The following is a 25,361-nucleotide window of genomic DNA, read 5'->3' on the forward strand; positions in this document are numbered from 1 at the left end:
CTGGGCTCAGGCTTTGCCTTGGCGGGCGACGGCGGCCGCGGCCGCTTCCGCTGCGACGGCGTCACCCAGGTAGTAGCGGCGCAGCGGCTTCATGTCGTCGTCGAACTCGTACACCAGCGGGATGCCGTTGGGGATGTTCAACCCGACGATGTCCGTGTCCGAGATGCCGTCCAGGTGTTTGATGAGCGCCCGGATGGAGTTGCCGTGCGCGGCGATCAGCACGCGCTGGCCGCTGCGGATGGCGGGCACGATGGTGTCGTTCCAGCAGGGCACCACGCGCGCCACGGTGTCCTTCAGGCACTCGGTCAGGGGAATCTGCTCCGGCGGCAGGGCGGCGTAGCGCCGGTCCTGGCGCTGGCCGCGCGGGTCGTTGGGGGCCAGCGGCGGCGGCGGCGTGTCGTAGCTGCGGCGCCAGACCAGCACCTGCTCGTCGCCGTATTGCTTGGCCATGTCCGCTTTGTTCAGGCCCTGCAGGGCGCCGTAGTGGCGTTCGTTGAGCCGCCAGTCCTTGATCACCGGCAGCCAGACGCGGTCCATCTCGTCCAGCACGTACCACAGCGTGTGGATGGCGCGCTTGAGCACGCTGGTGAAGCACAGGTCGAAGTCCCAGCCTTCGGCCTTGAGCAGCCGCCCCGCCGACATGGCCTGCGACACCCCCGTGGGCGTGAGGTCGACATCGGTCCAGCCGGTGAAGCGGTTTTCGAGGTTCCAGGTGGACTCTCCGTGGCGGATCAGGACGAGCTTGTGCATGGCGGCAGGGGGGATTCCCGGGTGGGGCGACAAAGGGAAAACCCACATTCTAGAATACCGGTCTGCCGGGACGGGGCTGTCCCGATCGATTCCAAACCAAGGCGGACCGTGGATTTTTTGATCGAAAACTGGATGTTGGTGGCGGTGGCGGTCGGCTCGGCCGTGATGCTCATGTGGCCGGCGTTGGGCGGCGCGGCGGGCGGAGCGGGTGTGTCGCCGACCGAGGCGGTGCAACTCATCAACCGTGAGAAGGCGGCCGTGATCGACGTGTGCTCGCCCGCCGAGTTTGCTGCCGGGCATGTGGCGGGGGCGCGCAACATTCCGCTGGACGCGCTGGAGCAGCAGTTGCCCCAGGCCGTCAAAAACAAGGCGACGCCGCTGGTGCTGGTGTGCGCGTCGGGCATGCGCTCGCGCCGCGCCGTGGCCATCGCCAAGAAGCTGGGTTACGACAAGGCGGTCTCGCTGTCGGGCGGCATGGCCGCCTGGCGCGGCGCCAACCTGCCGGTCCAAAAGGCCTGATCGCGCACCGCAAAGGGCAACCGCATGGCACATGTCAAGATTTTCAGCAGTGACTACTGCCCCTATTGCCACCGGGCCAAGGCGCTGTTGCGCGCGCGCGGCGTGACCGAGTGGGAGGAGATCAACGTCGATGGCCAGCCGGAGGTTCGCCAGGAGATGGCGCGGCTGGTCGGGCGCACCAGCGTGCCGCAGATCTTCATCGACGGGCGCCACATCGGGGGGTGCGATGACCTGCACGCCCTCGATGCCCGCGGCGGCCTGGTGCCGTTGCTGCAGGGTCCGGGCGGCTGAGGTCGGCCGCTCCCCGCCGGCTCGGTTGCCGCTGTCATAATCCACCCGTCTCGCCGGCCCCCGTGCGGCGCATCCCGCACTCCTGGGGGCGGCTATACCCGGGCATCCGCCGCCGGCGGGTGCCGCTCAACCGACTTCGACCATGTCCGACGATCAAACCCCCGTTTTCCAGATCCAGCGCATCTATCTGAAAGAGGCCTCGCTGGAGCAGCCGAACTCCCCTGCCATCTTCCTGGAGCAGCAGCAACCCAGCGTGGACATCCAGTTGGGTGTCGAAGCCAAGGGGGTGGCCGATGGCGTGTACGAGGTGGCGGTCGCGGCCACCGTGCACACCAAGATCGGTGAGCGCACCGTGTTTCTGGTCGAGTGCAAGCAGGCGGGGATTTTCGAGATCCGCAACCTGCCGCAGGAGCAAATGGGCCCGATCATGGGCATCGCCTGCCCGCAGATCATCTATCCCTACCTGCGCGCCAACGTGGCCGACGTGATCACGCGCGCCGGCTTCCCGCCCGTGCATTTGGCCGAGATCAACTTCCAGGCCATGTACGAGCAGCAGCAGGCCCAGCAGCAGGACGACGCGCCGCGCATCGTCACCGCCTGATGGGCGCCGCGGCGGGTGACCGGCCCGCCCTGTCGCCAACCGCTTTTCTGCCGCTGCCATGCACCTGACCGTGATCGGCTCCGGCGCCTGGGGGACGGCCCTCGCCATCGCGGCGGCCGGCACCCACCGAGTGCGCTTGTGGGCCCGCGACCGCGCGCAGGCCGAGCGTCTGCAAAGCGAGCGCGTCAATGCCCGCTATCTGCCGGGGGCGACATTGCCGCAGTCGCTCGAGTGCGACGGGGGCGACCCGGCATCGCTGGCGCCGTCGCTGGCGGCCACCGACTTGGTCGTCATCGCCACCCCGATGGCGGGGTTGCGGCAATGGTTGCAGTGGCTGTCCGGCGCCTTGCCCGCCGCGGGCCGTGGCGACATTCCCGTCACCTGGCTGTGCAAAGGCTTCGAGCGAGCGTGCGAGCCCAGCGCCGACGGCTTGTTGGGGCACGAAATCGCCGCCCGGGTGGCCCCGGACCTGCGCGTCGGGGTGCTGAGCGGCCCCAGCTTTGCGCAGGAAGTGGCGGCCGGCCTGCCGACGGCGTTGGTGGCGGCCGGTGCCCAGGCCCCGGTGCGCGACGCCTTGGTGGCCGCTTTCCATGGGCCGACGCTGCGCGTCTATGCCAACGACGACATCGTCGGTGTCGAAGTCGGCGGTGCGGTCAAAAACGTCATGGCCATCGCCACCGGGTTGTGCGATGGCCTGCGTCTGGGGCACAACGCCCGGGCGGCCTTGATCACCCGCGGCCTGGCCGAGATGACCCGCCTGGGGCTGGCGCTCGGGGCGCGGGCTGAGACCTTCATGGGCCTGTCCGGCTTGGGCGATCTGGTGTTGACCGCCACCGGCGACCTGAGCCGCAACCGCCAGGTCGGGCTGCTGTTGGCCCAGGGCCTGACGCTGACCCAGGCGGTGGATTCGCTCGGGCACGTGGCCGAGGGGGTGTACAGCGCGCGCACCGTGGCGCAGCGCGCCCGTTCGCTGGGGGTGCGCATGCCGATCACCGATGCCGTGGTGGCGCTGCTGGACGGCGCCCTGCAGCCGCGCGATGCGGTCGCGCGGTTGATGGCGCGCGACCCGGTGGCGGAGTGATCCCCTGCGGGGCTCAAAACTCCCAGTTGTCGATCAGGCGGGTGCGGCCCAGGCGGGCCGCGCCAAGCGCCACCAGGCGGCCCGGCTGCAGGTCCGCCAGCGTGGGGGGCTGCAGGTCCTCGCGCCGGCGCACGGTCAGATAGTCGGGCTGCCAGCCACGGGCCGCCAGGGCCTGCTCGGCGTGGCGCTCCAGCGCGGCCAGGTTGCGCTCGCCGCCCAGCACGTCGGCGGCCAGCAGGCGCAGCGCCTGCACCAGTTGGGGCGCCTCGGCTCGCTCCTCGGACGAGAGATAGCCGTTGCGCGAACTCAGCGCCAGCCCGTCCGGCGCGCGCGCGATGTCGCCGCCGTGGATGGTGACCGGCAGGGCAAACTGCCGCACCATCTGGCGAATCACCATGAGCTGCTGGTAGTCCTTCTTGCCGAACACGGCGTGGCGCTCGCCCTTGGCCTGGGCAAAGACGCACTGGAACAGCTTCATCACCACCGTGCAGACGCCGGTGAAAAAGCCGGGGCGGAAATGCCCCTCCAGCATGTCGGCCAGCGCCGGATGGGGCTGCACCTTGAAGGTTTGCGGTTCCGGGTACAGCTCGCTTTCGGCGGGCGCGAAGACGATGTCGCAGCCCACTTCCGCCAAGCGCTCGCAGTCGGCCTGCAGCGTGCGCGGGTAGGTGTCGAAGTCCTCGTGCGGCAGAAATTGCAGCCGGTTGACGAAGATGCTGGCCACGGTGACGTCGCCCAGGGTGCGCGCATGGCGCACCAGGCTCAGGTGGCCGTCGTGCAGATTGCCCATGGTGGGCACGAAGGCGGGGCGGTCGAACGGGGCGAGCGCCTGGCGCAGCTCGGCGATGGTGTGGATGACTTGCATCGGGATAGCGGGGAGGCAAACGGGGGGCGTGGGGGCGCGGCAGGCCGCGGTTTACCACGCGTGCGCGGTGTTGTCGGGGAAGGTGCCGGCCTTGACGGCGGCGACATAGGCGGCCATGGCGTCGCGCACGCTGGCCGCCCCGTCCATGAAGTTGCGCACGAACTTCGGCGTCTTGCCCAGGTGGATGCCCAGCATGTCGTGCATCACCAGCACCTGGCCGGCGGTGCCGTTGCCGCTGCCGATGCCGATGGTGTGGCAGCGCGGCAGTTGCTGGGTGATTTCGGCTGCCAGCGCGGCGGGCACCATCTCCAGCACCAGCATCGTCGCGCCGGCATCCTGCAGCGCCAGCGCGTCGCGGCGCAGTTGCTGCGCCTCTGCGTCGTTGCGGCCCTGCACGCGGTAGCCGCCGATGGCGTGCACCGTTTGCGGCGTCAGGCCCAGGTGGGCGCAGACGGGGATGCCGCGCTCCACCAAAAACCGCACCGTCTCCACCGTCCAGCCACCGCCTTCGAGCTTGACCATGTGCGCGCCGGCCTGCATCAGCGCGGCGGCACTGCGCACGGCCTGCTCGCGCGACTCCTGATAGCTGCCGAAGGGCAGGTCGCCGATCACCCACACGGTGCCTTGCACGCGGCGCAGGCCGCGCACCACGCTTTCGGTGTGGTAGCACATCTCTTGCAACGACACGCCGACCGTGCTGGGGCGCCCCTGGCACACCATGCCCAGCGAGTCGCCCACCAGCAGGCAGTCCACGCCGGCGGCGTCGGCCACGGCGGCAAACGTCGCGTCGTAGGCGGTGAGCATGGCGATCTTCTCGCCACGCTCGCGCATCTCCTGCAGGCGCGGCAGGCTGATGGGCTTGCGCGGCGGCAAGGGCGCGGCAGCTGGCAAGGTGCCGTACGGGGTGCGCGGTGTGGTGTCGGTCATGGCGTCCTGTCCTCCAAGACGCGCAAGTCTAGTCGATGCGTCTGCCCTTGCAGCGCGGGGCAGGCGCAGGGGTGTGGATGCCGCTATGCTTGCGGTTTCCGGAGTTTTTGGCATGCCGATGAGCGACCCCGCACGCCCCGACCCCCTGTCGTTGCAGCCGCCGCTGCCGGACATCGCCGCGCAGGCGGCGGCCGACGTCGCCCGTGCGCTGGCCGAGGACCTGGGCGGCGGCGATCTGACCGCCGCGCTGGTGGATCCCGGCCTGCGCATGCGGGCGCGGGTGATCGCGCGCGAGCCGGCCGTGGTGTGCGGCGAGCCCTGGGTGCGCGCGGCCGTGCATGCGCTGGACCCCGGTGCGCAATGGCACTGGCGGGTGCCGGATGGCCAGCAGGTCGAGCGCGATGGGGTCGTGTTCGAAGTCGAGGCCCATGCCCGCGCTCTGCTGTCGGCCGAGCGTACCGCATTGAATTTTTTGCAGACGCTGTCGGCCGTGGCCACGCAGACCGCGCGCTATGTGGCGGCGGTGGCGGGCACGCGTGCGCGCATCTGCGACACGCGCAAGACGCTGCCTGGCCTGCGCGTGGCGCAAAAGTACGCCGTGCGCACGGGCGGCGGGCTGAACCACCGCATGGGCCTGCACGACGCGGTGCTGATCAAGGAAAACCACATCGCCGCCGCCGGCGGCGTGCGGGCGGCGCTCGCGCGGGTGCAGGCCCTCGCGCTCCAGGCGCTGTTCGTGCAGATCGAGGTCGAGACGCTGGCGCAGTTGCGCGAAGCGCTGGATGGCGGTGCGCGCGTGATTCTGCTCGACAACATGGATTTGCCGACCCTGCGCGAGGCGGTCGCCCTGAACGACGCCCACCCGGGCGGCGGCGCCGTGCTGGAGATCTCCGGCGGTGTCAACCTGCAGACCGTGCGCGCGCTGGCCGAAACCGGCGTGGACCGCATCTCGGTCGGGGCGCTGACCAAGGATGTCCAGGCCATCGACCTGTCCATGCGGCTGCAACCCCTTTGAGTATCCCCACCATGGCATCCCTCATCGAAATCGACGTCGAGCAGCCGGCCTGCACCACCCGCCACGCCTGGGCACGCGTGCCCGAGGAGCCCTCGCCCGCCGAGCGCGAGGCCCTCAAAGCCCGCATCCGGACGCTGTTGCGCGAGCGCGGCGCGGTCATGGTCTCCCACTACTATGTGCACCCGGACCTGCAGGATTTGGCCGAGGAGACGGGCGGCATCGTCAGCGACTCGCTGGAAATGGCGCGCTTTGGGCGCGACCATCCGGCGCGCACCCTGATCGTCTCGGGGGTGCGCTTCATGGGCGAGACGGCCAAGATCCTCTCGCCCGAAAAAACCGTGCTGATGCCCGATCTGGATGCGACCTGCTCGCTCGATTTGGGCTGCCCGGAAGGGGACTTTGCCGCCTTTCGCGCCCAGCACCCGGACCGCACGGTGGTCGTCTACGCCAACACCAGCGCGGCCGTCAAGGCGCAGGCCGACTGGCTGGTGACGTCCAGTTGCGCGCTGGACATCGTGCGGGCCTTGCGCGACAAGGGCCACAAGATCCTGTGGGCGCCGGACAAGCACCTGGGGGCCTACATCCAGCGCGAGACCGGGGCCGACATGGTCCTGTGGCGCGGCTCGTGCGTGGTGCACGACGAGTTCAAGGCCTTCGAGCTGGAGCAACTGCGCCGCGATCACCCCGGCGCCAAGGTGCTGGTGCACCCCGAAAGCCCGGCCGAGGTGGTGGCGCAGGCGGATGTGGTGGGCTCCACCTCGCAAATCCTGAGGGCCGCAGCCGAGCTGGACGCCACGGTGTTCATCGTCGCCACCGACAACGGCATGATGCACAAGCTGCGCACGCTCAACCCGGGCAAGCGCTTCATCGAAGCGCCCACGGCCGGCAACAGCGCCACGTGCAAGAGCTGCGCCCATTGCCCTTGGATGGCGATGAACGGCTTGCGCGGCGTGCTGGAGGTGCTGGAGACCGGGCGCAACGAAATCCACGTCGATCCCGCCCTGATTCCCCGCGCCCGGCAGCCCATCGATCGCATGTTGGCCTTCACCGCCGCCCTCAAGCGGGGCGAGCCGGCGGGGGCCTTGGTCCCCGGCATCGGCGCGGCCTGATCCCCTGCGCGCACGCGCGGCGCGGCATCCGGGCACAATGGGGCATCGATTGCCCGGAGGTGTGCCCATGGCCATCTTGCGCATTGTCTGGGGGGCGCTCGGCGCCCTCGCCCTCGCCGCTGGGGCGCAGGCCCGTCCGCTCGAGTTCGACGACATTGCGCGCGAGGGCGAGCTCCGGCTGCTGGCGGAGCGGCCCGATCCCCACGCCTATGGCTACGAGTCGCGCGTGCGCATCGACGACGACAGCCTGCGCACGGGCGTCGTGCGCGTGGAGACCTGCCACCTGCGCCTGGACCCCAACGCCCGCGTGGTGGTGCTGTTCAACCGCGATCGGGTCGAATCCATCCGCATCACCCAGGCGCGCGGGGTGGAGCGCGCCTGGGTCGAGGACCACCGCGTCGAACTGGCGGGGGTGGGGCGGGGCGCCACGGTGTGCATCGAACTGCGCTCGCGTGCGCTCGATCCGCTGGGCGATGGCCGCTGGCGTCTGCACGCCGGGCCGTTGATGCGCCGCTACCTGGATGGCTTTTTGCCCATGGAGGCCGATCTGGCCGTGACCTGGCCGGACGGCCTGCTGTCGGTTGCGGCGGTCGATCCCGCGCCGCAGCCCGGCGTGCGGCTCACGGCAGGCCCGGACGGGGCGCGGCTGCAGGTGACGTTTGCCGGCCGCCTGTCCGCGCGGTGGGAGCTGCGCCGCATCGCGGGCCCCGGCGCCGAGCGGTGACCGATGTTGATTGCGCATCATGGAAAACGAATGCGCAATCATGAAACCCGATTCGGTTCGCCGCTACGCCGGGTTTTGCGGGGTGCAATCAAAATTCCGTGATACGAAACAAAGCGTCCAAGGCGTTGATTTTCATGGTGCTAAAAATGTCTTGTATAAGACACAAGACAAGTTTTATGTCTTATATAAGACCTATACTGTGGGCAACGGGACGGGGTATCGCCACCCGGCTGCACCGGTCCCCGCCAGGGTTTCCCATCACCACAGGAGTGTTGTCATGACGCAAAACCTCACCCGCGATCAGCAGATCGCCGCCCTCGAAAAAGACTGGGCCGAAAATCCGCGCTGGAAGGGCATCAAGCGCGGCTACAGCGCCGCCGACGTGGTGCGCCTGCGCGGCTCGCTGCAGATTGAGTACACGCTGGCCAAGCGCGGTGCCGAAAAGCTGTGGCGCCTGATCAACGGCGAGGCCAAGAAGGGCTACGTCAACGCCTTTGGCGCCATCACCGCCGGTCAGGCCATGCAGCAGGCCAAGGCGGGGCTGGAGGCCGTGTATCTGTCGGGCTGGCAAGTCGCCGCCGACGGCAACACCAGCGAGACGATGTACCCCGACCAGTCGCTGTACGCGTACGACTCGGTGCCGACGATGGTGCGCCGCATCAACAACACCTTCAAGCGCGCCGACGAGATCCAGTGGAGCCGCGGCATCGGCCCCGGTGATGCCGGCTACATCGACTACTTCCTGCCGATCGTGGCGGACGCCGAAGCCGGCTTCGGCGGCGTGCTCAACGCCTTCGAGCTGATGAAGAACATGATCGCCGCGGGCGCCGCCGGCGTGCACTTCGAGGACCAGTTGGCCGCGGTGAAGAAGTGCGGCCACATGGGCGGCAAGGTGCTGGTGCCCACGCAAGAGGCGATCGAGAAGCTGATCGCCGCGCGCTTTGCGGCCGACGTGATGGGCGTGCCGACCATCGTGCTGGCGCGCACCGACGCCGAGGCGGCCAACCTGCTGACCAGCGACCACGACGCCAACGACAAGCCTTTCCTGACCGGCGAGCGCACGCAAGAGGGCTTCTTCCGCGTGAAGAACGGCCTGGAGCAGGCGATCAGCCGCGGCGTGGCCTACGCGCCGTACGCCGACCTGGTGTGGTGCGAGACCGGCACGCCGGACCTGGGCTTTGCGCGCGAGTTTGCGCAGGCCATCCACGCCAAGTACCCGGGCAAGCTGCTGTCCTACAACTGCTCGCCGTCCTTCAACTGGAAGAAGAACCTGGACGACAAGACCATCGCCAAGTTCCAGGACGAACTGTCGGCGCTGGGCTACAAGTACCAGTTCATCACCCTGGCGGGCATCCACATCAACTGGTTCAACACCTTCAAGTTCGCCTACAACTACGCCCGCGGCGAAGGCATGAAGCACTATGTCGAAATGGTGCAGGAGCCGGAATTCGCCGCCCGCGAACTGGGCTACACCTTCGTGTCGCACCAGCAGGAAGTCGGCGCCGGCTACTTCGACGACGTGACCACCGTCATCCAGGGCGGTTCCTCCAGCGTCAAGGCGCTGGCCGGCTCGACCGAAGAAGAGCAGTTCCACTGATCCCAAACCGCCCCAGAGCGGCGGAGGAGACCGCGGCCCGGCAGGCGAAGGCTTGCCGGGCCTTTTTGCTTCCGCGGCGAGGTCCGTGGCCGGTGCCGAGCAGGGCGGGCGGGAGCGCGGCCGTCAGACGATGCGGCACGCCTCGTCGAAAGCCAGCCGGGGGCCGCGCGGGTGCAGGCCGGCCGGGTCGCCGTAGCCCAGGTTGCACAAAAAGTTGGTGCGCACCGAGGTGTCGGCCCAGAAGGCGGCGTCCACCGCGGCGGCGTCGAAGCCGCTCATCGGACCGCAGTCCAGCCCCAGCGCCCGCGCGGCCAGGATGAAATACCCACCCTGCAGGCTGGAGTTGCGAAAGGCCGTGGCCTGGATCGCCTCGGGCTGGCCCTCGAACCAGCTCCGCGCATCGGGGTTGTGGGGAAAGAGTTGCGGCAGCTTCTCGTAGAACGCCAGATCCATGCCGATGATGGCCGTGACGGGCGCGGCGGCCGTCTTGGCGCGGTTGCCCTCGCTCAGGCACGGCAGCAGCCGGGCCTTGGCCTGCGGCGACTTGACGAACAGGATGCGCGCTGGGCCGCAGTTGGCCGACGTGGGGCCCCATTTCATCAGGTCGTACAGGCGGTGCAGCGTCTCGTCCGCCACGGCCTTGTCCTGCCAGGCGTTGTGGGTGCGGGCGTCGTCGAACAGTTGCTTGGTGGTGATCTGCATGGTGTCGATGGGATTCAGAGCCAAAGCGCCCATTTTGCAATGGGTTCGTGCAGCGGGTTCGTACGGCAGTGCCGCGCGTGGCGCGCAGTGAGAGGGGTTAGCGGATCTGTGCGAAAATACCGTCGAGCTGAGAGTACCCAACCCGCAGGCGATACGGTTATGACACCGCGAACTTCCCCGGAGGTCACCCCGGCCTGAACAGGCCGGCGGCAGTTCGCGCCTGCTCGATCAACACCTTCTTGCGCGGCCCCGAGCCGCGTTTTTCGTTTTTCAGGACCCTCACCCATGATCCAGATCACGCTCCCCGACGGGTCGCAGCGCACCTTCGATGCGCCGGTCACCGTCGCCGAGATTGCGGCGGCCATCGGCGCCGGGCTGGCCAAGGCGGCTGTCGCGGGCAAGGTGCAGACCGCCGGTGACGATGCGCCGCGCCTGGTGGACACGGCCTACCGTGTCGAGCGCGATGCGCGGGTGTGGATCGTCACGCCCAAGGATCCGGAGGGGCTGGAAATCATCCGCCACTCGACGGCGCACCTGCTGGCCTATGCCGTCAAAGAGCTGTACCCGGATGCGCAGGTCACCATCGGCCCGGTCATCGACAACGGCTTTTATTACGACTTTTCGTACAAGCGGCCCTTTACGCCGGAGGACCTGGTCGCCATCGAGAAAAAGATGGCCGAACTGGCCGCCAAGGACGAGCCGGTGGTCCGGCGCGTGCTGCCCCGTGACGAAGCCGTGGCCTACTTCAAGGGGCTGGGCGAGCACTACAAGGCCGAAATCATCGGCAGCATCCCGGCGGGGGAGGAGGTCAGCCTCTACCGCGAAGGCGCTTTCGAGGACCTGTGCCGCGGCCCGCACGTGCCCAGCACCGGCAAGCTCAAGCACTTCAAGCTGATGAAGGTGGCCGGGGCCTATTGGCGCGGCGATCACCGCAACGAGATGCTGCAGCGCATCTACGGCACGGCCTGGGCCAGCAAGGAGGACCTGCAGCAGTACCTGACCCTGCTGGAAGAGGCCGAGCGGCGCGACCACCGCAAGCTCGGCAAGGAGCTGGACCTGTTCCACATCGACGACCATGCGCCGGGGCTGGTGTTCTGGCACCCCAAGGGCTGGACGCTGTGGCAGCAGGTGGAGCAGTACATGCGGCAGGTCTACCGCGACAACGGCTACCTGGAGGTCAAGGGCCCGCAGATCCTGGACAAGGCGCTGTGGGAGAAGACCGGCCACTGGGACAAGTACCGGGACAACATGTTCATCACCGAGAGCGAGAAGCGCGACTACGCGATCAAGCCGATGAACTGCCCCGGCCACATCCTGATCTTCAAGCAGGGCGTCAAGAGCTACCGCGACCTGCCGCTGCGCTATGGCGAGTTTGGCCAGTGCCACCGCAACGAGCCCAGCGGCGGCCTGCACGGCATCATGCGCGTGCGCGGCTTCACGCAGGACGACGGCCACATCTTCTGCACCGAGGACCAGATCCTGCCCGAGTGCGACGCCTTCACGCGGTTGCTGAAGAAGGTGTACGCGGACTTTGGCTTTACCGAGATCCTCTACAAGGTCTCGACGCGGCCGGCGGCGCGCATCGGCTCCGATGAACTCTGGGACAAGGCCGAGGCGGCGCTGATGCAGAGCCTGCGCGACTCTGGCTGCGACTTCGTCATCTCCGAAGGGGATGGCGCGTTCTACGGCCCCAAGATCGAGTACACGCTCAAGGACGCCATCGGCCGCGAGTGGCAGTGCGGCACCATCCAGGTGGATTTCAACCTGAGTGAGCGGCTGGATGCCGAGTACGTGGCCGAGGACGGCAGCCGCCAGCGCCCGGTCATTCTGCACCGCGCCATCGTCGGCAGCCTGGAGCGCTTCATCGGCATCCTCATCGAGCAGCACGCGGGCGCCTTGCCGGCGTGGCTGGCGCCGATCCAGGTGGCGGTGCTCAACATCACCGATGCGCAGGCCGGCTACTGTGGCGAAATTGCCAAAACGCTTCAGGATCAAGGGTTTAGGGTGGCGCTGGATCTTGGCAACGAGAAGATCACCTATAAAATCCGCCAGCAGGCGTTGCAAAAGGTGCCTTACATCCTGGTCGTCGGCGACAAGGAGAAGGCCGCCGGGACGGTCGCCGTGCGCGCGCGCGGCAACCAGGACCTCGGCGTCATGCCCTTGGCGGACTTCGCCCAGCGCCTGCGTTCGGACATCGCGTCCAAACATTGACAAAGGAACCACACCATCGCTACCGCCCGCCCCAGCAACTTCCGTGACCGTCGCCAGCGCGAGGAGCGCCAGCACCGTTTGAACCGCGAGATCACCGCGCCCGAGGTCCGCCTCACAGGCCCCGATGGGCAGCAAATCGGTGTCGTGTCCATCCAAGAGGCGCTGCGCATGGCGGGCGACCTCGACGTCGATCTGGTCGAAATCGCGCCGATGGCCACCCCGCCGGTGTGCCGCCTGATCGACTACGGCAAGTTCAAATACGCCGAACAGAAGAAGGCGGCCGAGGCCAAGGCCAAGCAAAAGGTCATCGAGGTCAAGGAAATCAAGTTCCGGCCCGGGACCGACGAGGGCGACTACCAGGTCAAGATGCGCAACATCCGCCGCTTCCTGGAAGACGGCGACAAGTGCAAGGTGACCCTGCGCTTCCGTGGCCGGGAGATCACCCACCAGGAGCTGGGCTTGGCGTTGCTGGAGCGCATCCGCACCGAGCTGGGCGACAGCATCGTGGTCGAGCAGTTCCCCAAGCTGGAGGGGCGGCAGATGATCATGATGATCGCGCCGTCGCGCAAAAAGGGCGCTGGCGCCGGCAAGGCGGAAGCTGCCGCCCCGGCGGCCTGATCGCCGCGCCCCGTGCTGCATGGGTGCGGCTGCGCAGCCGCGCGGCGCCGTCGTTGCTATAATCACAGGCTTCGCACGCAACCAAGCGTGCGCTTTGGTGCGTTGCGGCGTTTCGCGGTGTGTCATGGCGCATGGCGGTGTGCGAAGCCGGCCCGGTCATCCCGGGGCTGGAACGACAAGTGGCTCGGGGCCGACAAGTCCCTGGCGGCAAAGCCGGGGCGCCTCACGAGCACAATTCAACAGGAAGCAGTCATCATGCCCAAGATGAAGACCAAGAGCAGCGCGAAGAAGCGTTTTCGCGTTCGTCCCGGTGGCACCGTCAAGCGCGGTCAGGCCTTCAAGCGCCACATCCTGACCAAGAAGACGACCAAGAACAAGCGCCAGCTGCGTGGCGCGGCCAACGTCCACGAGACGAACATGGGCCACATCGCGCAGATGATGCCCTTTGCCGGCCTGTGATGGGCGGCGGTACCCCCGTAACGAACAAGGAGTAAACCATGCCTCGCGTCAAACGTGGTGTCACCGCGCGCGCCCGCCACAAAAAGGTGCTCGCCCTGGCCAAGGGTTTCCGTGGCCGCCGCAAGAATGTGTTCCGCGTCGCCAAGCAGGCGGTGATGAAGGCCGGTCAGTACGCCTACCGCGACCGCCGTGCCCGCAAGCGTGTCTTCCGTCAGCTCTGGATCGCCCGCATCAACGCTGGCGTGCGCGAGCTGGGTCTGACCTACAGCCAGTTTGCCAACGGTCTGCGCAAGGCGGCGATCGAGATCGACCGCAAGGTGCTGGCCGATCTGGCCGTCAACGACAAGGCGGCCTTCGGCGCCATCGTCGAGCGCGTCAAGGCCCATCTGCAGGCCCCGGGCGCAGCGACGGCCGCCTGACGTCCCAGGCCGCCCACCCGGGTGGCCGTCCGTCTTTCCACGGGCCAGTCGCCTTGCGCGCTGGCCCGTTCGTTTTTGGGGCCGAGCGCGCCCCGCAACGGATCACCGCATGAACGACCTCGAATCCCTGGTGCAGTCGGCGCGCGAGCAGTTCGCGCAGGCCCAAACCCCCAACGACCTGGAAAACGCCAAGGCACGCTTTCTGGGCAAGAGCGGCGCGATCACCGAGCGCATGAAGGGGCTGGCGGCGCTGAGCCCCGAGGAGAAAAAGGCGGCGGGCGCGGCCATCAACCAGGCCAAGCAGGCCATCGAAGCGGCGCTGCAGGCGCGCCGCACCGAGCTGGCCGAGGCCGAGCTGCAGCGCCAGCTGGCCGCCGAGGCGCTGGACGTGACGCTGCCGGGCCGCCAGCGCGGCCAGGGCGGGCTGCACCCCGTGAGCCTGACGCTGGAGCGCATCGAGGCCATCTTCGGCTCGATGGGCTTCGAGGTCGCCGACGGGCCGGAGATCGAGACCGACTGGTTCAACTTCACCGCGCTCAATACCCCGGCGGACCACCCGGCGCGCTCGATGCACGACACCTTCTATGTCGAAGGGGGAACGCCCGAGGCGCCGCTGCTGCTGCGCACCCACACCAGCCCGATGCAGATCCGCCACGCGGTGCAGCACGTCAAGCGCGCGCGTGCCGCGGCCGGCGACGGCGGGGCGGGGCTGTTCGCCGGCGACATGCCGGAGATCCGCGTCATCGCCCCGGGGCGCACCTACCGCGTGGACAGCGACGCCACGCACTCGCCGATGTTTCACCAGTGCGAGGGGCTGTGGATCGGCCGCAACGTCAGCTTCAAGGACCTGAAGGTGGTCTTCACGGCGTTTTGCCGCACCTTTTTCGAGACCGACGACCTGGTGCTGCGCTTCCGGCCGAGCTTCTTCCCGTTCACCGAGCCGAGCGCCGAGATCGACATCCAGTTTGCCAGCGGCCCGCTGGCCGGGCGCTGGCTGGAGGTGGCCGGCTCCGGCCAGGTGCACCCCAACGTGGTGCGCAACATGGGGCTGGACCCGGAGCACTACATTGGCTTTGCATTTGGCATGGGGCCGGACCGGCTGACCATGCTGCGCTACGGCGTCAACGACCTGCGCCTGTTCTTCGATGGTGACCTGCGCTTTCTGTCGCAGTTCCGTTGAGGTTGAGAGAAAGAGCCCCCGATGCAATTCCCCGAATCCTGGCTGCGTGCCTTTTGCAACCCTCCCCTCGACAGCCGCGCGCTGGCCGATCTGCTGACCATGGCGGGTCTGGAGGTGGAGGAATGGGAGCCGGTGGCTCCCCCCTTCACCCGCGTGGTGGTGGGCGAGATCCTGAGCGCCGAGCCGCACCCCAACGCCGACCGGCTGCGCGTCTGCCGCGTGGACGCGGGGCAGGGCGAACCGCTGCAGATCGTCTGCGGCGCGCCGAACGCGCGCGCCGGCATCCGCGTGCCGTGCGCGCTGGTGGGCGCGGTGCTGCCGCCCGGCGAGGACGGCAAGCCGTTCGAGATCCGCGTCGGCAAGCTGCGCGGGGTGGAAAGCCACGGCATGCTCTGCTCGGCGCGCGAGCTGGGCCTGTCGGACGACCACGGCGGGCTGCTGGAACTCGCCGCCGACGCGCCGGTCGGGCGCGATCTGCGCGAGGCGCTGGCGCTGGACGACCGCATCTTCACCCTCAAGCTCACGCCCAACCTCGCGCACTGCCTGAGCGTCTACGGCGTGGCGCGCGAGGTGGCGGCGCTGACCGGCGCGCCGCTGCAGGCCCCGGTGTTTGCGCCGGTGGCACCGCGCCACGGCGAGGTGCTGCCGGTGCGCATCGACGCGCCGGACCTGTGCGGGCGCTTCACCGGCCGCATCATCCGCGGCATCGACCCCACGGCCAAGACGCCCGACTGGATGGTGCAGCGCCTGGCGCGCTGCGGCCAGCGCAGCATCTCGGCCCTCGTGGACATCTCCAACTACGTGATGTTCGAGCTGGGCCGCCCCTCGCACATCTTCGACCTGGACCGCATCCACGGCGGCTTGCAGGTGCGCTGGGGCCGCGCCGGCGAGACGCTGGAGCTGCTCAACGGCCAGACCGTGACGCTGGACGAGACGGTGGGCGTCATTGCCGATGACCGCGGCGTGGAGTCGCTGGCGGGCATCATGGGCGGGCAGGCCACGGCGGTGTCGGACGCCACGCGCAACGTCTATGTGGAGGCGGCGTTCTGGTGGCCGCGCGCGATCGCGGGCCGCTCGCGCCGCTTCAACTTCAGCACGGACGCCGGCCACCGCTTCGAGCGCGGGGTCGATCCGAGCACCACGCGCGAGCACGTGGAGCGCATCACCCAGCTGATCCTGGAGATCTGCGGCGGCGAGGTCGGCCCGATCGACGACCACGTCGTCAACGTGCCGCAGCCGCAGCCGGTGACGCTGCGCGTGGCGCGCGCGGCCAAAGTGATCGGCATGCCGCTGACGCAGGCGCAGTGCGCCGAGCCGCTGCGCCGGCTGGGGCTGGAGGTGGCCGAGGGCGACGGCGTGCTGACGGTGACGCCGCCGCCGTACCGCTTCGACCTGCAGATCGAGGAGGATCTGATCGAGGAGGTGGCGCGCGTCATCGGCTACGACCGCCTGCCGGATACGCCGCCGCTGGCCCCGGTGGTGCCGCGCGTGCGGCCGGAGGCCCAGCGCAGCGCCCATGCGGTGCGGCGCCAGCTCGCGGATCTGGGGTATCAGGAGACGATCAACTTCAGCTTCGTCGAAGAGCGCTGGGAGCGCGACTACGCGGGCAATGACGCGCCGATCCGGCTGCTCAACCCGATTGCCAGCCACCTGAGTGTGATGCGCTCCAGTCTGATCGGCAGCCTGCTGGCTGTGCTCAAGTACAACACCGACCGCAAGGTGCCGCGCGCCCGCCTGTTCGAGATCGGGCGCGTATTCCGCCGCGATCCGGCGGTGCCGGACAGCGACACCACCGTGGCGGGCTTGGATCAGCCGCGCCGGCTGGCCGGGCTGGCGTGGGGCGACGAGTCCGCCTTGCAGTGGGGCGTACCCGCCCGGCCGCTGGATTTTTACGACGTCAAAGGCGATGTGGAGGCCCTGCTGGCCCCGCGCCGCCCGGTGTTCGAGCCGGCGCAGCACCCCGCGCTGCACCCGGGGCGTTGCGCCCGCGTGCTGCTCGACGGCCGCCCCGTGGGTATCGTGGGCGAGCTGCATCCGCGCTGGCGCCAGGCCGAAGGCTGGACCCAGGCGCCGGTGCTGTTCGAGCTGGACTGGGATGCGGTCGTCGAGCGCCCGGTGCCCCAGGCCCAGCCGCTGGGTCGGCACCAGCCCGTGCAGCGGGACGTGGCGGTGGTCGTGCGCGAGGCCGTCACCCACGCCGAGCTGATGGCGGCCATTGGGGCGGTCGAGCAGCCGTGGCTGCGCGAGGCGGTGCTGTTCGACGTCTATCGGCCCAAGGCGGGGACGGCGGGCGGCGCCCTGGCCGAGGGCGAAAAGAGCCTGGCCGTGCGCCTGACCCTGGAGCGCCACGACGCCAACCTGACCGACGAGGAGATCGACGCCGTCGTGCAGGCCGTGTTGGCATCGCTGCAACAGCGCGTCGGGGCCCGCCTGCGGGCGTGACCCCGGGGTGTGTCGAAGGCCGTGGCGGTCCTGCTACGATTGCCGCCATGGCCACGCGCAACCCCCGAACGGAACCCGAAGACGCCGGTGACGGCGCGACCCTGACCAAGGCCGAGTTGGCCGAGCGACTGTTCGATCGCATCGGCTTCAACAAGCGGGAATCCAAGGACATCGTCGATGCGTTTTTTGCGCTGATCGCCGAGCGCCTGATCGCCGGCGAGGATGTGCGCATCGCCGGGTTCGGGCAGTTTCAGGTGCGCATGAAGGCCCCGCGCCCGGGGCGCAATCCACGCACCGGCGAGCTGGTACCGATCGAGGCGCGGCGCGTGGTGACCTTCCACGCCTCGCCCAAGCTCAAGGGAGCGATGCAGGGTTCGGGCGCGTCTGCCGCCAGCGACCCGGATCGATGAGGCCGGTGGCCAGCGCCACCCCGGCCAGGATCACGATGCCGCACCCCACCATCCAGGGGGTGATGGTCTCGCCCAGCAGCAGCGCGCCGTAGCCGATGGCGAACACCGGGATCAGAAAGGTCACGGTGAGCGTTTTGGCGGGGCCGGCGGCCTCGATCAACCGAAAGTACAGCAGGTAGGCCAGCGCGGTGCAAAGCACGCCGGCCACCCCGACGGCGGCCCAGGCACCGGCGCTGGCGGGCTGCGCGGGCCAGGTCCACAGGGTGGGCAGCAGCAGGCCCAAGGTGGCGCCGAACTGGCTGCCCGCGGCTGTGGCCATGGGGGGAATGCCCATCAGGTATTTTTTGGTGTAGCTGGCCGCCACGGCATAGAGGATGGTGGCGCCCAGACAGGCCAGCACGGCCCAGCCCGTGCCGCCGGGGGTAAAGCTGGCCTTGTTCCACGACAGCAGCGCCACCCCCAGAAACCCCAGCGCCAGCCCCACGGCGCGCCAGCGCCCTGGGCGATCACCCAGCCACAGCCAGGCCACCAGCGCACCGAACAGCGGCACGGTGGCGTTGAGGATCGCCGTCAGGCCGGTGCTGATCGACAGCACCGCGTAGGCGAACAGCCCAAAGGGAATGCCCGAGTTGATCAGCCCGACGAACAGGATGCGCCCCGCGTGGGCGCGAAACGCGCGCCAGTGGCCGCTGAGCACCAGAATCGGCAGCAGCACCGCGCCCGCGACGGCCACGCGCAGGCCGGCGGTGGCCACCGGCCCAAATTCCAGCGCCGCCTGGCGCATGAACAGAAAGGACGAACCCCACAGGGCTGCCAGAAACAAAAACTCGGCCGCAAGCTTGGGCGACATGGCGCGGGATGGGATGGGGTGATGGCGCCCGGGCCGTCGCCGGCCGGGGCACGACAGGGGGAGCGACAGGGAGGGCGATCATAAGCCCTCCTACAATCGGCGCACTGTCACACACCCGTCTCGACCGTCCACAGACCCATGACCGATTCGACCGTTTCCCACCGTCCGCTGCCTGCCCACGCCTTCAAGGCGTACGACATCCGTGGCGTGGTGCCCGACGTGATCGACGAGGCCTTTGCCCGGGCGCTGGGGCACGCCTTTGGGGCCCGGGTCCGAGCGGCCGGCGAGCAGACCGTGGCCGTGGGGCGCGATGGGCGGCTGAGCAGCCCGGCCCTGGCCGCCGCGCTGATCGACGGGCTGTCGATGGCGGGGGTGGACGTGCTGGACATCGGCATGGTCACCACGCCCATGCTGTACTTTGCGGCGGCCACGCACTGCCGCAGTGGCATTCAGGTCACGGGCAGCCACAACCCCAAGCACCACAACGGCTTCAAGATGGTGCTGGCGGGGCGCGCCATCTACGGCGACGAAATCCAGGCCCTGCGCGAGGCCATGGCATCTGGCTTGACACCAGCGTCCGCGCGCGGGCAGGTGCGCCGGCTGGATATTCAGCCGGAGTACATCGCGCGCATCGCCGGCGAGGTGCGGCTGGCGCGGCCGCTCAAGCTCGTGATCGACTGCGGCAACGGCGTCACGGGGGCCTCCGCCCCCGCGCTGTTCAGGGCGCTGGGCTGCGACGTGACGGTGCTGTACGGCGAGGTCGATGGCGAATTCCCCAACCACCATCCCGACCCGTCCAAGCCGGAGAATCTGCGCGACCTCATCGCCACCCTGCAGCGCACGGGCGCCGATCTGGGTTTTGCCTTCGACGGCGATGGCGACCGGCTGGGCGTCGTCACCCCCAGCGGCCAGAACATCTTTCCCGACCGGCAGATGATGCTGTTTGCCGCCGACGTGCTGTCGCGCGTGCCCGGGGGGACCATCGTGTTCGACGTCAAGTGCAGCCAGCGGCTGGCGCCGGCGATCCGCGCCGCCGGCGGTGTGCCGCTGATGCACCGCACCGGCCACTCGCTGATCAAGGCCAAGATGCGCGAGGTCGGCGCGCCGCTGGGCGGCGAGATGAGCGGGCACATCTTCTTCCAGGAGCGCTGGTACGGCTTCGACGACGGCAGCTACGCCGGCGCGCGGCTGCTGGAGATCCTGAGCCGTCACGCCGACCCCGGTGCCGTGCTCGACGGCTTGCCCACCAGCCACTCGACGCCGGAACTCAACGTCGCCTGCGCCGAGGGCGAGCCGCACCGGCTGGTGGCCGAGTTGCAGCGCGTGGCCCGCTTCGCCCCGCCGGCCGAGGTCAGCACCGTGGACGGCCTGCGGGTCGACTGGCCGGACGGCTTCGGGCTGATCCGCGCCTCCAACACCACGCCGGTGCTGGTGCTGCGCTTCGAGGGGCAGACGCCCGAGGCACTGGCGCGCATCGAGGCCGAAATGCTGGGCTGGCTGCGCCGCGTCAAGCCCGATGCGGTGGTGGGCGACGCGGCCCATTGACGCCCGCCCGTGCAGGAATCCGTCGTGTCCTCCGCCTCGTCCGCCGCCCCCGCCGCCCTCACCCCGGACCCCGACCCGGAGGTCATCGTCTTCAACCTGAAGCGGCGCTACACCGGCGTGTCGGCCACCGTCAACGCGCTGGTGCCGATACAGGCGCGCCAGTGGCGGCTGGCCTACTGCGGCACGCCGCTGCCGCACGGCATGCCGGGCCTGACGCTGCGGCAGGCGATCGCGCTGTCGCGCCGGCCGCCGGCGGGGCGGCCTTTCCGCATCTGGCACGTGCGGCGCGACCACGAGATGGCCGCCGGCCTGTGGGCGCGCGACGTGCTGCGGCTGCCGGTGCGGCTGGTGTTTACCTCGGCGGCGCAGCACCGGCACGGCTGGTTTCCGCGCTGGCTGATCAGCCGCATGGACGCGGTGATCGCCACCACGCCGAAGGCCGCCAGCTTCGTGCCGAACACCACGGCGGTGGTGCCGCACGGCATCGACCTGACCCGCTTTGCGCCGCCGCCGGACAAGCTGGCGGCGTGGGCCGACAGCGGCTTGCCGGGGCGCTTTGGCGTCGGCGTGTTCGGGCGCGTGCGGCCGGACAAAGGCACCGACGTGTTCGTGGACGCGATGATCGCCGCGCTGCCGCACCTGCCGGACGTGACGGCGGTGATCGCCGGCCGCGCGATGCCGCAGCACGAGGCCTACCAGCGCGAGCTGCAGGCGCGCATCGACGCCGCGGGCCTGTCGGATCGCATCCGCTTCCTCGGCGAAGTGCCGGCGGCCGAGGTGCACCGCTGGTATCAGCGCTGCCTGGTGTGCGTGGCCTGCCCGCGTTACGAGCCGTTCGGGCTCACGCCGTTCGAGGCGGCGGCGTGCGGCTGCGCCGTGGTGTGCTCGCGCACCGGGGCGTTCGAGGAGCTGGTGCAGCCCGGCGTCAACGGCGCGCTGGTGGACACCGGCGATGCCGCAGGGCTGGCCGAGGCGCTGCGGCAGGTGCTGGCCGACCCGCAGGCCGCGGCGCGGATGGGGCAGGCCGCGCGGGCGCGCGTGGCGGGGCAGTTTTCGCTCGAGCGCGAGGCGGCCGGCATCGGGGCGGTGTATGCGCGGCTGTTCGCTACCGGCTGACGCGCCTGCGCCTATGCGGTGGAGCGAGCGGCTGGCCCTCGGTCTGTACGGGGGTGTGATGACCGCGCTGCAACCCCTGTTGCGCCGCAAGCTGGCGAGCCGTGGCCGGCAGGAACCCGGCTATCTGGAAGCCATCGAGGAGCGGTTCGGGCGCTATGCCGTCGAGCCGTCCCAGGGCTGGTTGTGGGTGCACGCCGTGTCGTTGGGCGAAACCCGGGCCGCGGCCTTGTGGATCGACCGCTTGCGCGAGCGCCGCCCCGACATCCGCATCCTCTGGACCCATGGCACGGCGACCGGTCGCGCCGAGGGGCGGCGCCACCTGCGCCCGGGCGATGTGCAGGTCTGGCTGCCCTGGGATGCGCCGGGGCCTGTGCAGCGGTTTTTGGCGCATTTCCGCCCCCGGTTGGGGGTGCTGATGGAAACCGAAGTCTGGCCCGCCCTGGTGCAGGGCTGCCGCACGGCAGGGGTGCCGCTGCTGCTGGCCAATGCGCGGCTGAACGCGCGCTCGTGGCGGCGCGCGCAGCGTCTGCGCTGGCTGGCGGGGCCGGCCTATGCGGGCTTGTCCGGCGTGTTGGCCCAGACGGCCGGCGATGCGGACCGGCTGCGGACGCTGGGGGCGCCGGTCGATCCGCCAGCCGGTGGAACGATGGGCAACGTCAAATTCGACGTTCCGTGGCACCCCGGCGCATGGGGGTTGGGGCGAACGTGGCGCGCGGCGTGGCAGGCCGCGACCGCCGCCTCGGACGTACCCGGCGGGCGGCCGATCCTGATGCTCGCCAGCAGCCGGGAAGGGGAGGAGGCGGCCTGGTGCGACGCATGGCGGGCCCAGGCCCAAACGACACGCGGGGCGGGCACCTGCCCGATTCGCCCGCTGTGGCTGATCGTGCCGCGCCATCCCCAGCGCTTCGATGCGGTGGAGGCGCTGCTGCGCCAGGCCGGACTGCGCGTCGTGCGGCGCAGCACGCTGGGGCCGCTGGACGCTGCCGAACCCGTCTGGCCACCGGCAGCGCGGGAGGCTGACGTCCTGCTGGGCGACAGCCTGGGTGAAATGCCTTGGTATTACGGGCTGGCGCAAGTGGCGCTGCTCGGGGGCAGCTTTGCGCCCTTGGGGGGGCAGAACCTGATCGAGGCGGCCGCCTGCGAATGTCCGGTGGTCATGGGGCCGCACACTTTCAATTTTGCCGAGGCGTCGGAGGCGGCCATCGCGGCCGGTGCCGCCGAGCGTGTGCCAGACCTCGCCAACGCGGTGGCCCGGGCGCTGGACTGGCTGGCCGATCCGCCCGCCCTGGCCCGTGCCCAGGCGGGTTGCCAAACGTTACTGCAAACGCACGCCGGCGCCGCCGCCCGCTGCGTGGACGCCGTGCTGCGCTGGTGGGACCTCAGCGCGCCTGCAGCAGCGCGTTGATGGGCTGCAGATCTTCGGGCTTGAGCACCCCGGCCGCCTGACGCAGGCGCAGGTTGCCGACCAGCACGTCGTAGCGCGCCTTGGCCAATTGGGCCTTGGTCTGGTAGAGCTGGCTCTGGGCGTTGAGCACGTCGATGTTGATGCGCACGCCCACCTGGTAGCCGAGCTGGTTGGCCTCCAGTGCGCTCTGGCTGGACGCCTCGGCCGCTTCCAGGGCCCGCACCTGGCCCAGGCCCGACTGCACGCCAAAGAAGGCGGCGCGGGTGGCCTGGCTCACCCCACGTACCGCGCCTTCGACGTCGTTGCGCGCCTTGTCTTCCAGCGCCACGGTTTCCTTCACGCGGTTGTCCAGGGCGCCGCCCGAGTACAGCGGCAGGTTGAACTGCACGCCGATGCTGGCGGTCTGGTTGCGCAGATACCCGGGGATGGCCGCAACCGACGACGGCGCGCGCGCGAACTGGTACTGCGCCACGGCGTCCAGCGTCGGGCCCTTGGCCGCCTCGGCCTTGCGGACTTCCAGGCGGGCCACGTCGAGCGCCGCCTGGGCGGCGCGCACGCTCGGGTGCTCGGCCGCCGCACGCTGCACCCACGCGTTCACGTCGTTGGGAGCCAGCGTGGGCAAGGTGACGGGCGTGGGCAGCCGCCACGGCTGCGTGCCGCTGCGGCCCACCAGCTGATCCAGCGCCAGCTTCTTGACGCGCAGGTCGTTCTCGGCGGCGATCTCCTGCGCGACGACCAGGTCGAAGCGCGCCTGCGCCTCGCGCGTGTCGGTGATGGTGGCGGTGCCGACCTCGAAGTTGCGCTGGGCGGCGGCAAGCTGCTGCTCGACCGCGGCCTTCTGCGCCCGCACGAAAGTCAACGTGTCCTCCGCGCCCAAGACGTCGAAGTACGCCTGCGACAGGCGCACGATCAGATCCTGTTCGACCGATTGCAGCTGGGCCTCGGCGGCCTGCAGCGAGCGCTGGGCCTGCTCCACCTCCAACTGGTTGCCGGGGCGGTACAGCGGCTGGGTGGCCGCCAGACGCACGGTCTGGTTGTTGAAGGTGTCGTCCAGCACCGAGGCGGAGCTGTCGCGGCGGTTGACGAAGGCCTCGGCCGACAGGCCGACGGAGGGCAGCACCCGGGCGCGGGCCTGTTCCGCCTTGGCGCGGTTGGCCTCGAACTGCGCCTTGGCGGCCAGGTAGGCGGCATCGTAGCTCTGGGCCGCTTCCAGCAGCGATTGCAGGCTTTGGGCGTGGGCCACACCAGCCACCCCGGCCAGTGTGCCGAGCAGCAAAGCCGCTGGCAGGCGCAGGATCCGGGCGGCGGGCCGATGGGGCACCAAGGATGGGGCGAGTTTCGGCATGGCGTGCAGTCCCTGGAGAGGTTTATACAGGTGGGAGTATATGACGAATGGCCGAATCCTGCAGCCCCGTCGGGTCAGTACTGCGGGATCGAGGGGTCGATCTCGGCCGCCCAGGCGTGGATGCCGCCGGCGATGTTGACGACGTGTTCATACCCCTGCCGGTGCAAAAAGAACGCCACCTGGGCGCTGCGCCCCCCATGGTGGCACAGGCAGGCGATGGGCCGTTCGCGCGGCAGCTCGCTCAGCCGCATGGGGATGCTGGCCATGGGCATGTGCCGCAGCTCGAAGCCATCCGGCCGCACGCTGGCGGTCTGGACCTCCCAGGGCTCGCGCACATCCAGCACGATGGGCTCGGCGTCCGGGGTTTGCGCGCGGCACTGCCGCAGCCAGTCGGCCAGTTGCGCGGGGCGGATGTGGGGCACCATGGCGGCGGTCTCAGAAGCGGAAGCGGGTGGGTTCCGGGAAGTTGCGCAGGCGCGGGATCACGATGTCCCAGGGCTGCTCGCTGTGGTAGCTGGCTTCGCCGGTGCGCTGCACCAGGGTGGCACGCATGATGGGCTCGTCACCCACCACGGCGAACAGGCGGCCGCCCACGCGCAGCAGCTCCAGCAGGTCGGCGGGCACTTCCGCGACCGAACCGCTCAACACGATGACGTCGTACGGCGCTTCGCTCACGCACGGCGCAAAGCGGCCGGCGGCTGCGTCCGCGGTCTTGACCTGCACATTGCCGACGCCCGCGCGTGCGAGGTTGGCACGCGCCGTCTCGGCCAGCGCGGGGTTGATTTCCAGCGTGAGCACTTGGCGCGACAGGCGGCCGAGCAGTGCGGCCATGTAGCCGGAGCCGGTGCCGATTTCCAGCACGTTGTCGGTGGGCTTGAGGGCCAGGTCTTGCAGGGTGCGGGCCTCGACCTTGGGCGCGAGCATGCATTCGCCCTCGACGGCCGGTTGGGACAGCGGGATTTCCAGATCGGACAGGGCGAGGGCCTGGTAGGCGGGCGGCACGAAGGTCTCGCGCTTGATCTGGCCCAGCAGCGCCAGCACCGTGGCGTCGAGCACCTCCCAGGGGCGGATCTGCTGCTCGATCATGTTGAAGCGGGCTTTCTCGAAATCGAACGCGGTGGCGCTCATGCCGTACTCCTGTGGGTATATCTGGCGGGCAATTCGATCAATTCTACCGAAG

At 69.6% G+C, this 25,361-nt stretch carries 26 protein-coding genes; 18 read left to right on the forward strand and 8 right to left on the reverse strand.

The features are described from left to right. Positions 1-6 precede the first annotated feature (6 nt). Positions 7-750, reverse strand: a complete 744-nt coding sequence (gene gpmA / locus A9O67_RS07550) for a 2,3-diphosphoglycerate-dependent phosphoglycerate mutase (RefSeq protein ID WP_068608946.1) — start codon at positions 748-750, stop codon at positions 7-9. Positions 751-858: 108 nt separating this feature from the next. Between gpmA and A9O67_RS07555 the strand changes: the two genes are divergently transcribed. The 4 genes from A9O67_RS07555 to A9O67_RS07570 all read left to right on the forward strand — a co-directional run bounded on the left by A9O67_RS07555 (position 859) and on the right by A9O67_RS07570 (position 3,242). Then, complete coding sequence (locus A9O67_RS07555; protein ID WP_068608948.1) at positions 859-1,269, forward strand: rhodanese-like domain-containing protein; 411 nt, start codon at positions 859-861, stop codon at positions 1,267-1,269. A 24-nt stretch (positions 1,270-1,293) separates the two neighbouring features. Continuing rightward, entirely contained in the window at positions 1,294-1,560 is a 267-nt protein-coding gene (gene grxC, locus A9O67_RS07560; protein ID WP_068608950.1) for a glutaredoxin 3, read from the forward strand. A gap of 142 nt (positions 1,561-1,702) precedes the next feature. Beyond that, positions 1,703-2,161: a protein-export chaperone SecB gene (secB, locus tag A9O67_RS07565; RefSeq protein WP_068608952.1), complete on the forward strand. Its 459-nt coding sequence runs from the start codon at positions 1,703-1,705 to the stop codon at positions 2,159-2,161. Between the two features lie 58 nt (positions 2,162-2,219). Further along, entirely contained in the window at positions 2,220-3,242 is a 1,023-nt protein-coding gene (locus A9O67_RS07570; protein ID WP_068608954.1) for an NAD(P)H-dependent glycerol-3-phosphate dehydrogenase, read from the forward strand. A 13-nt stretch (positions 3,243-3,255) separates the two neighbouring features. Here A9O67_RS07570 and panC read toward each other — a convergent pair whose 3' ends face one another. Together panC and panB are read right to left on the reverse strand one after the other, a co-directional pair. Next, the gene (gene panC / locus A9O67_RS07575; protein WP_068608956.1) at positions 3,256-4,107 is read right to left on the reverse strand and encodes a pantoate--beta-alanine ligase; all 852 of its coding nucleotides are present in this window, start codon (positions 4,105-4,107) and stop codon (positions 3,256-3,258) included. A gap of 51 nt (positions 4,108-4,158) precedes the next feature. Next, positions 4,159-5,034 carry a 3-methyl-2-oxobutanoate hydroxymethyltransferase gene (gene panB, locus A9O67_RS07580; protein WP_068608958.1) on the reverse strand — a complete coding sequence of 292 codons (876 nt, stop codon included), beginning with the start codon at positions 5,032-5,034 and terminating at the stop codon, positions 4,159-4,161. Between the two features lie 118 nt (positions 5,035-5,152). Here panB and nadC point away from each other — a divergent pair, with 118 nt between their 5' ends. From nadC to aceA, 4 genes are all read left to right on the forward strand, one after another. Further along, on the forward strand, positions 5,153-6,049 hold the full coding sequence (gene nadC / locus A9O67_RS07585) for a carboxylating nicotinate-nucleotide diphosphorylase (protein WP_082955446.1): 897 nt from the start codon (positions 5,153-5,155) through the stop codon (positions 6,047-6,049). Between the two features lie 11 nt (positions 6,050-6,060). Beyond that, on the forward strand, positions 6,061-7,158 hold the full coding sequence (gene nadA / locus A9O67_RS07590; protein ID WP_068608960.1) for a quinolinate synthase NadA: 1,098 nt from the start codon (positions 6,061-6,063) through the stop codon (positions 7,156-7,158). Between the two features lie 67 nt (positions 7,159-7,225). After that, positions 7,226-7,882: a hypothetical protein gene (locus tag A9O67_RS07595; protein WP_068608962.1), complete on the forward strand. Its 657-nt coding sequence runs from the start codon at positions 7,226-7,228 to the stop codon at positions 7,880-7,882. 277 nt (positions 7,883-8,159) lie between these two features. Continuing rightward, positions 8,160-9,479 carry an isocitrate lyase gene (gene aceA / locus A9O67_RS07600; RefSeq protein ID WP_068608964.1) on the forward strand — a complete coding sequence of 440 codons (1,320 nt, stop codon included), beginning with the start codon at positions 8,160-8,162 and terminating at the stop codon, positions 9,477-9,479. Between the two features lie 123 nt (positions 9,480-9,602). Here the strand turns inward: aceA and A9O67_RS07605 are convergent, their stop codons facing one another. Beyond that, positions 9,603-10,181, reverse strand: coding sequence for a malonic semialdehyde reductase (locus A9O67_RS07605; RefSeq protein ID WP_068609854.1), 579 nt, complete (start codon positions 10,179-10,181; stop codon positions 9,603-9,605). Between the two features lie 285 nt (positions 10,182-10,466). Between A9O67_RS07605 and thrS the strand changes: the two genes are divergently transcribed. The 7 genes from thrS to A9O67_RS07640 all read left to right on the forward strand — a co-directional run bounded on the left by thrS (position 10,467) and on the right by A9O67_RS07640 (position 17,920). Next, a complete protein-coding gene (gene thrS, locus A9O67_RS07610) occupies positions 10,467-12,392 on the forward strand; it encodes a threonine--tRNA ligase (RefSeq protein ID WP_068608965.1) in 1,926 nt (641 codons plus the stop codon). 15 nt (positions 12,393-12,407) lie between these two features. Beyond that, entirely contained in the window at positions 12,408-13,010 is a 603-nt protein-coding gene (infC, locus tag A9O67_RS07615) for a translation initiation factor IF-3 (RefSeq protein WP_082955447.1), read from the forward strand. A 255-nt stretch (positions 13,011-13,265) separates the two neighbouring features. Next, on the forward strand, positions 13,266-13,469 hold the full coding sequence (gene rpmI / locus A9O67_RS07620; RefSeq protein WP_068608969.1) for a 50S ribosomal protein L35: 204 nt from the start codon (positions 13,266-13,268) through the stop codon (positions 13,467-13,469). Between the two features lie 38 nt (positions 13,470-13,507). Further along, positions 13,508-13,888: a 50S ribosomal protein L20 gene (gene rplT / locus A9O67_RS07625; protein WP_068608971.1), complete on the forward strand. Its 381-nt coding sequence runs from the start codon at positions 13,508-13,510 to the stop codon at positions 13,886-13,888. Positions 13,889-13,997: 109 nt separating this feature from the next. Then, complete coding sequence (pheS, locus tag A9O67_RS07630; protein WP_068608973.1) at positions 13,998-15,068, forward strand: phenylalanine--tRNA ligase subunit alpha; 1,071 nt, start codon at positions 13,998-14,000, stop codon at positions 15,066-15,068. 21 nt (positions 15,069-15,089) lie between these two features. Next, positions 15,090-17,510 (forward strand): phenylalanine--tRNA ligase subunit beta, encoded by a 2,421-nt coding sequence (gene pheT / locus A9O67_RS07635; protein ID WP_068608975.1) that lies wholly within the window; start codon positions 15,090-15,092, stop codon positions 17,508-17,510. A gap of 47 nt (positions 17,511-17,557) precedes the next feature. Continuing rightward, positions 17,558-17,920 (forward strand): integration host factor subunit alpha, encoded by a 363-nt coding sequence (locus tag A9O67_RS07640; protein WP_068608977.1) that lies wholly within the window; start codon positions 17,558-17,560, stop codon positions 17,918-17,920. On the opposite strand, the gene A9O67_RS07645 is transcribed toward A9O67_RS07640, so the two are convergent. Then, positions 17,865-18,770 carry a DMT family transporter gene (locus A9O67_RS07645; protein ID WP_068608979.1) on the reverse strand — a complete coding sequence of 302 codons (906 nt, stop codon included), beginning with the start codon at positions 18,768-18,770 and terminating at the stop codon, positions 17,865-17,867. The genes A9O67_RS07640 and A9O67_RS07645 overlap by 56 nt on opposite strands. Before the next feature lie 138 nt (positions 18,771-18,908). On the opposite strand from A9O67_RS07645, the gene A9O67_RS07650 reads away from it, so the two are divergent. From A9O67_RS07650 to A9O67_RS07660, 3 genes are read left to right on the forward strand one after another with little or no spacing between them, the layout of a single operon-like run. Beyond that, positions 18,909-20,315 carry a phosphomannomutase/phosphoglucomutase gene (locus tag A9O67_RS07650; protein ID WP_068608981.1) on the forward strand — a complete coding sequence of 469 codons (1,407 nt, stop codon included), beginning with the start codon at positions 18,909-18,911 and terminating at the stop codon, positions 20,313-20,315. A gap of 24 nt (positions 20,316-20,339) precedes the next feature. Beyond that, entirely contained in the window at positions 20,340-21,431 is a 1,092-nt protein-coding gene (locus tag A9O67_RS07655; protein ID WP_068609856.1) for a glycosyltransferase family 4 protein, read from the forward strand. A gap of 58 nt (positions 21,432-21,489) precedes the next feature. Continuing rightward, positions 21,490-22,836: a 3-deoxy-D-manno-octulosonic acid transferase gene (locus tag A9O67_RS07660; protein ID WP_231960263.1), complete on the forward strand. Its 1,347-nt coding sequence runs from the start codon at positions 21,490-21,492 to the stop codon at positions 22,834-22,836. Here A9O67_RS07660 and A9O67_RS07665 read toward each other — a convergent pair. The 3 genes from A9O67_RS07665 to A9O67_RS07675 all read right to left on the reverse strand — a co-directional run bounded on the left by A9O67_RS07665 (position 22,811) and on the right by A9O67_RS07675 (position 25,309). Continuing rightward, entirely contained in the window at positions 22,811-24,181 is a 1,371-nt protein-coding gene (locus tag A9O67_RS07665; protein ID WP_068608985.1) for a TolC family outer membrane protein, read from the reverse strand. The two genes, A9O67_RS07660 and A9O67_RS07665, sit on opposite strands and share 26 nt — an antisense overlap. Before the next feature lie 74 nt (positions 24,182-24,255). Further along, positions 24,256-24,606, reverse strand: a complete 351-nt coding sequence (locus tag A9O67_RS07670) for a rhodanese-like domain-containing protein (protein WP_068608987.1) — start codon at positions 24,604-24,606, stop codon at positions 24,256-24,258. A gap of 10 nt (positions 24,607-24,616) precedes the next feature. After that, on the reverse strand, positions 24,617-25,309 hold the full coding sequence (locus A9O67_RS07675) for a protein-L-isoaspartate O-methyltransferase family protein (protein WP_068608989.1): 693 nt from the start codon (positions 25,307-25,309) through the stop codon (positions 24,617-24,619). Between the last annotated feature and the right edge of the window lie 52 nt (positions 25,310-25,361).

Origin of the sequence: Tepidimonas fonticaldi (genome assembly GCF_001675355.1) — a bacterium.
Classification (GTDB): Bacteria; Pseudomonadota; Gammaproteobacteria; order Burkholderiales; family Burkholderiaceae_C; genus Tepidimonas; species Tepidimonas fonticaldi.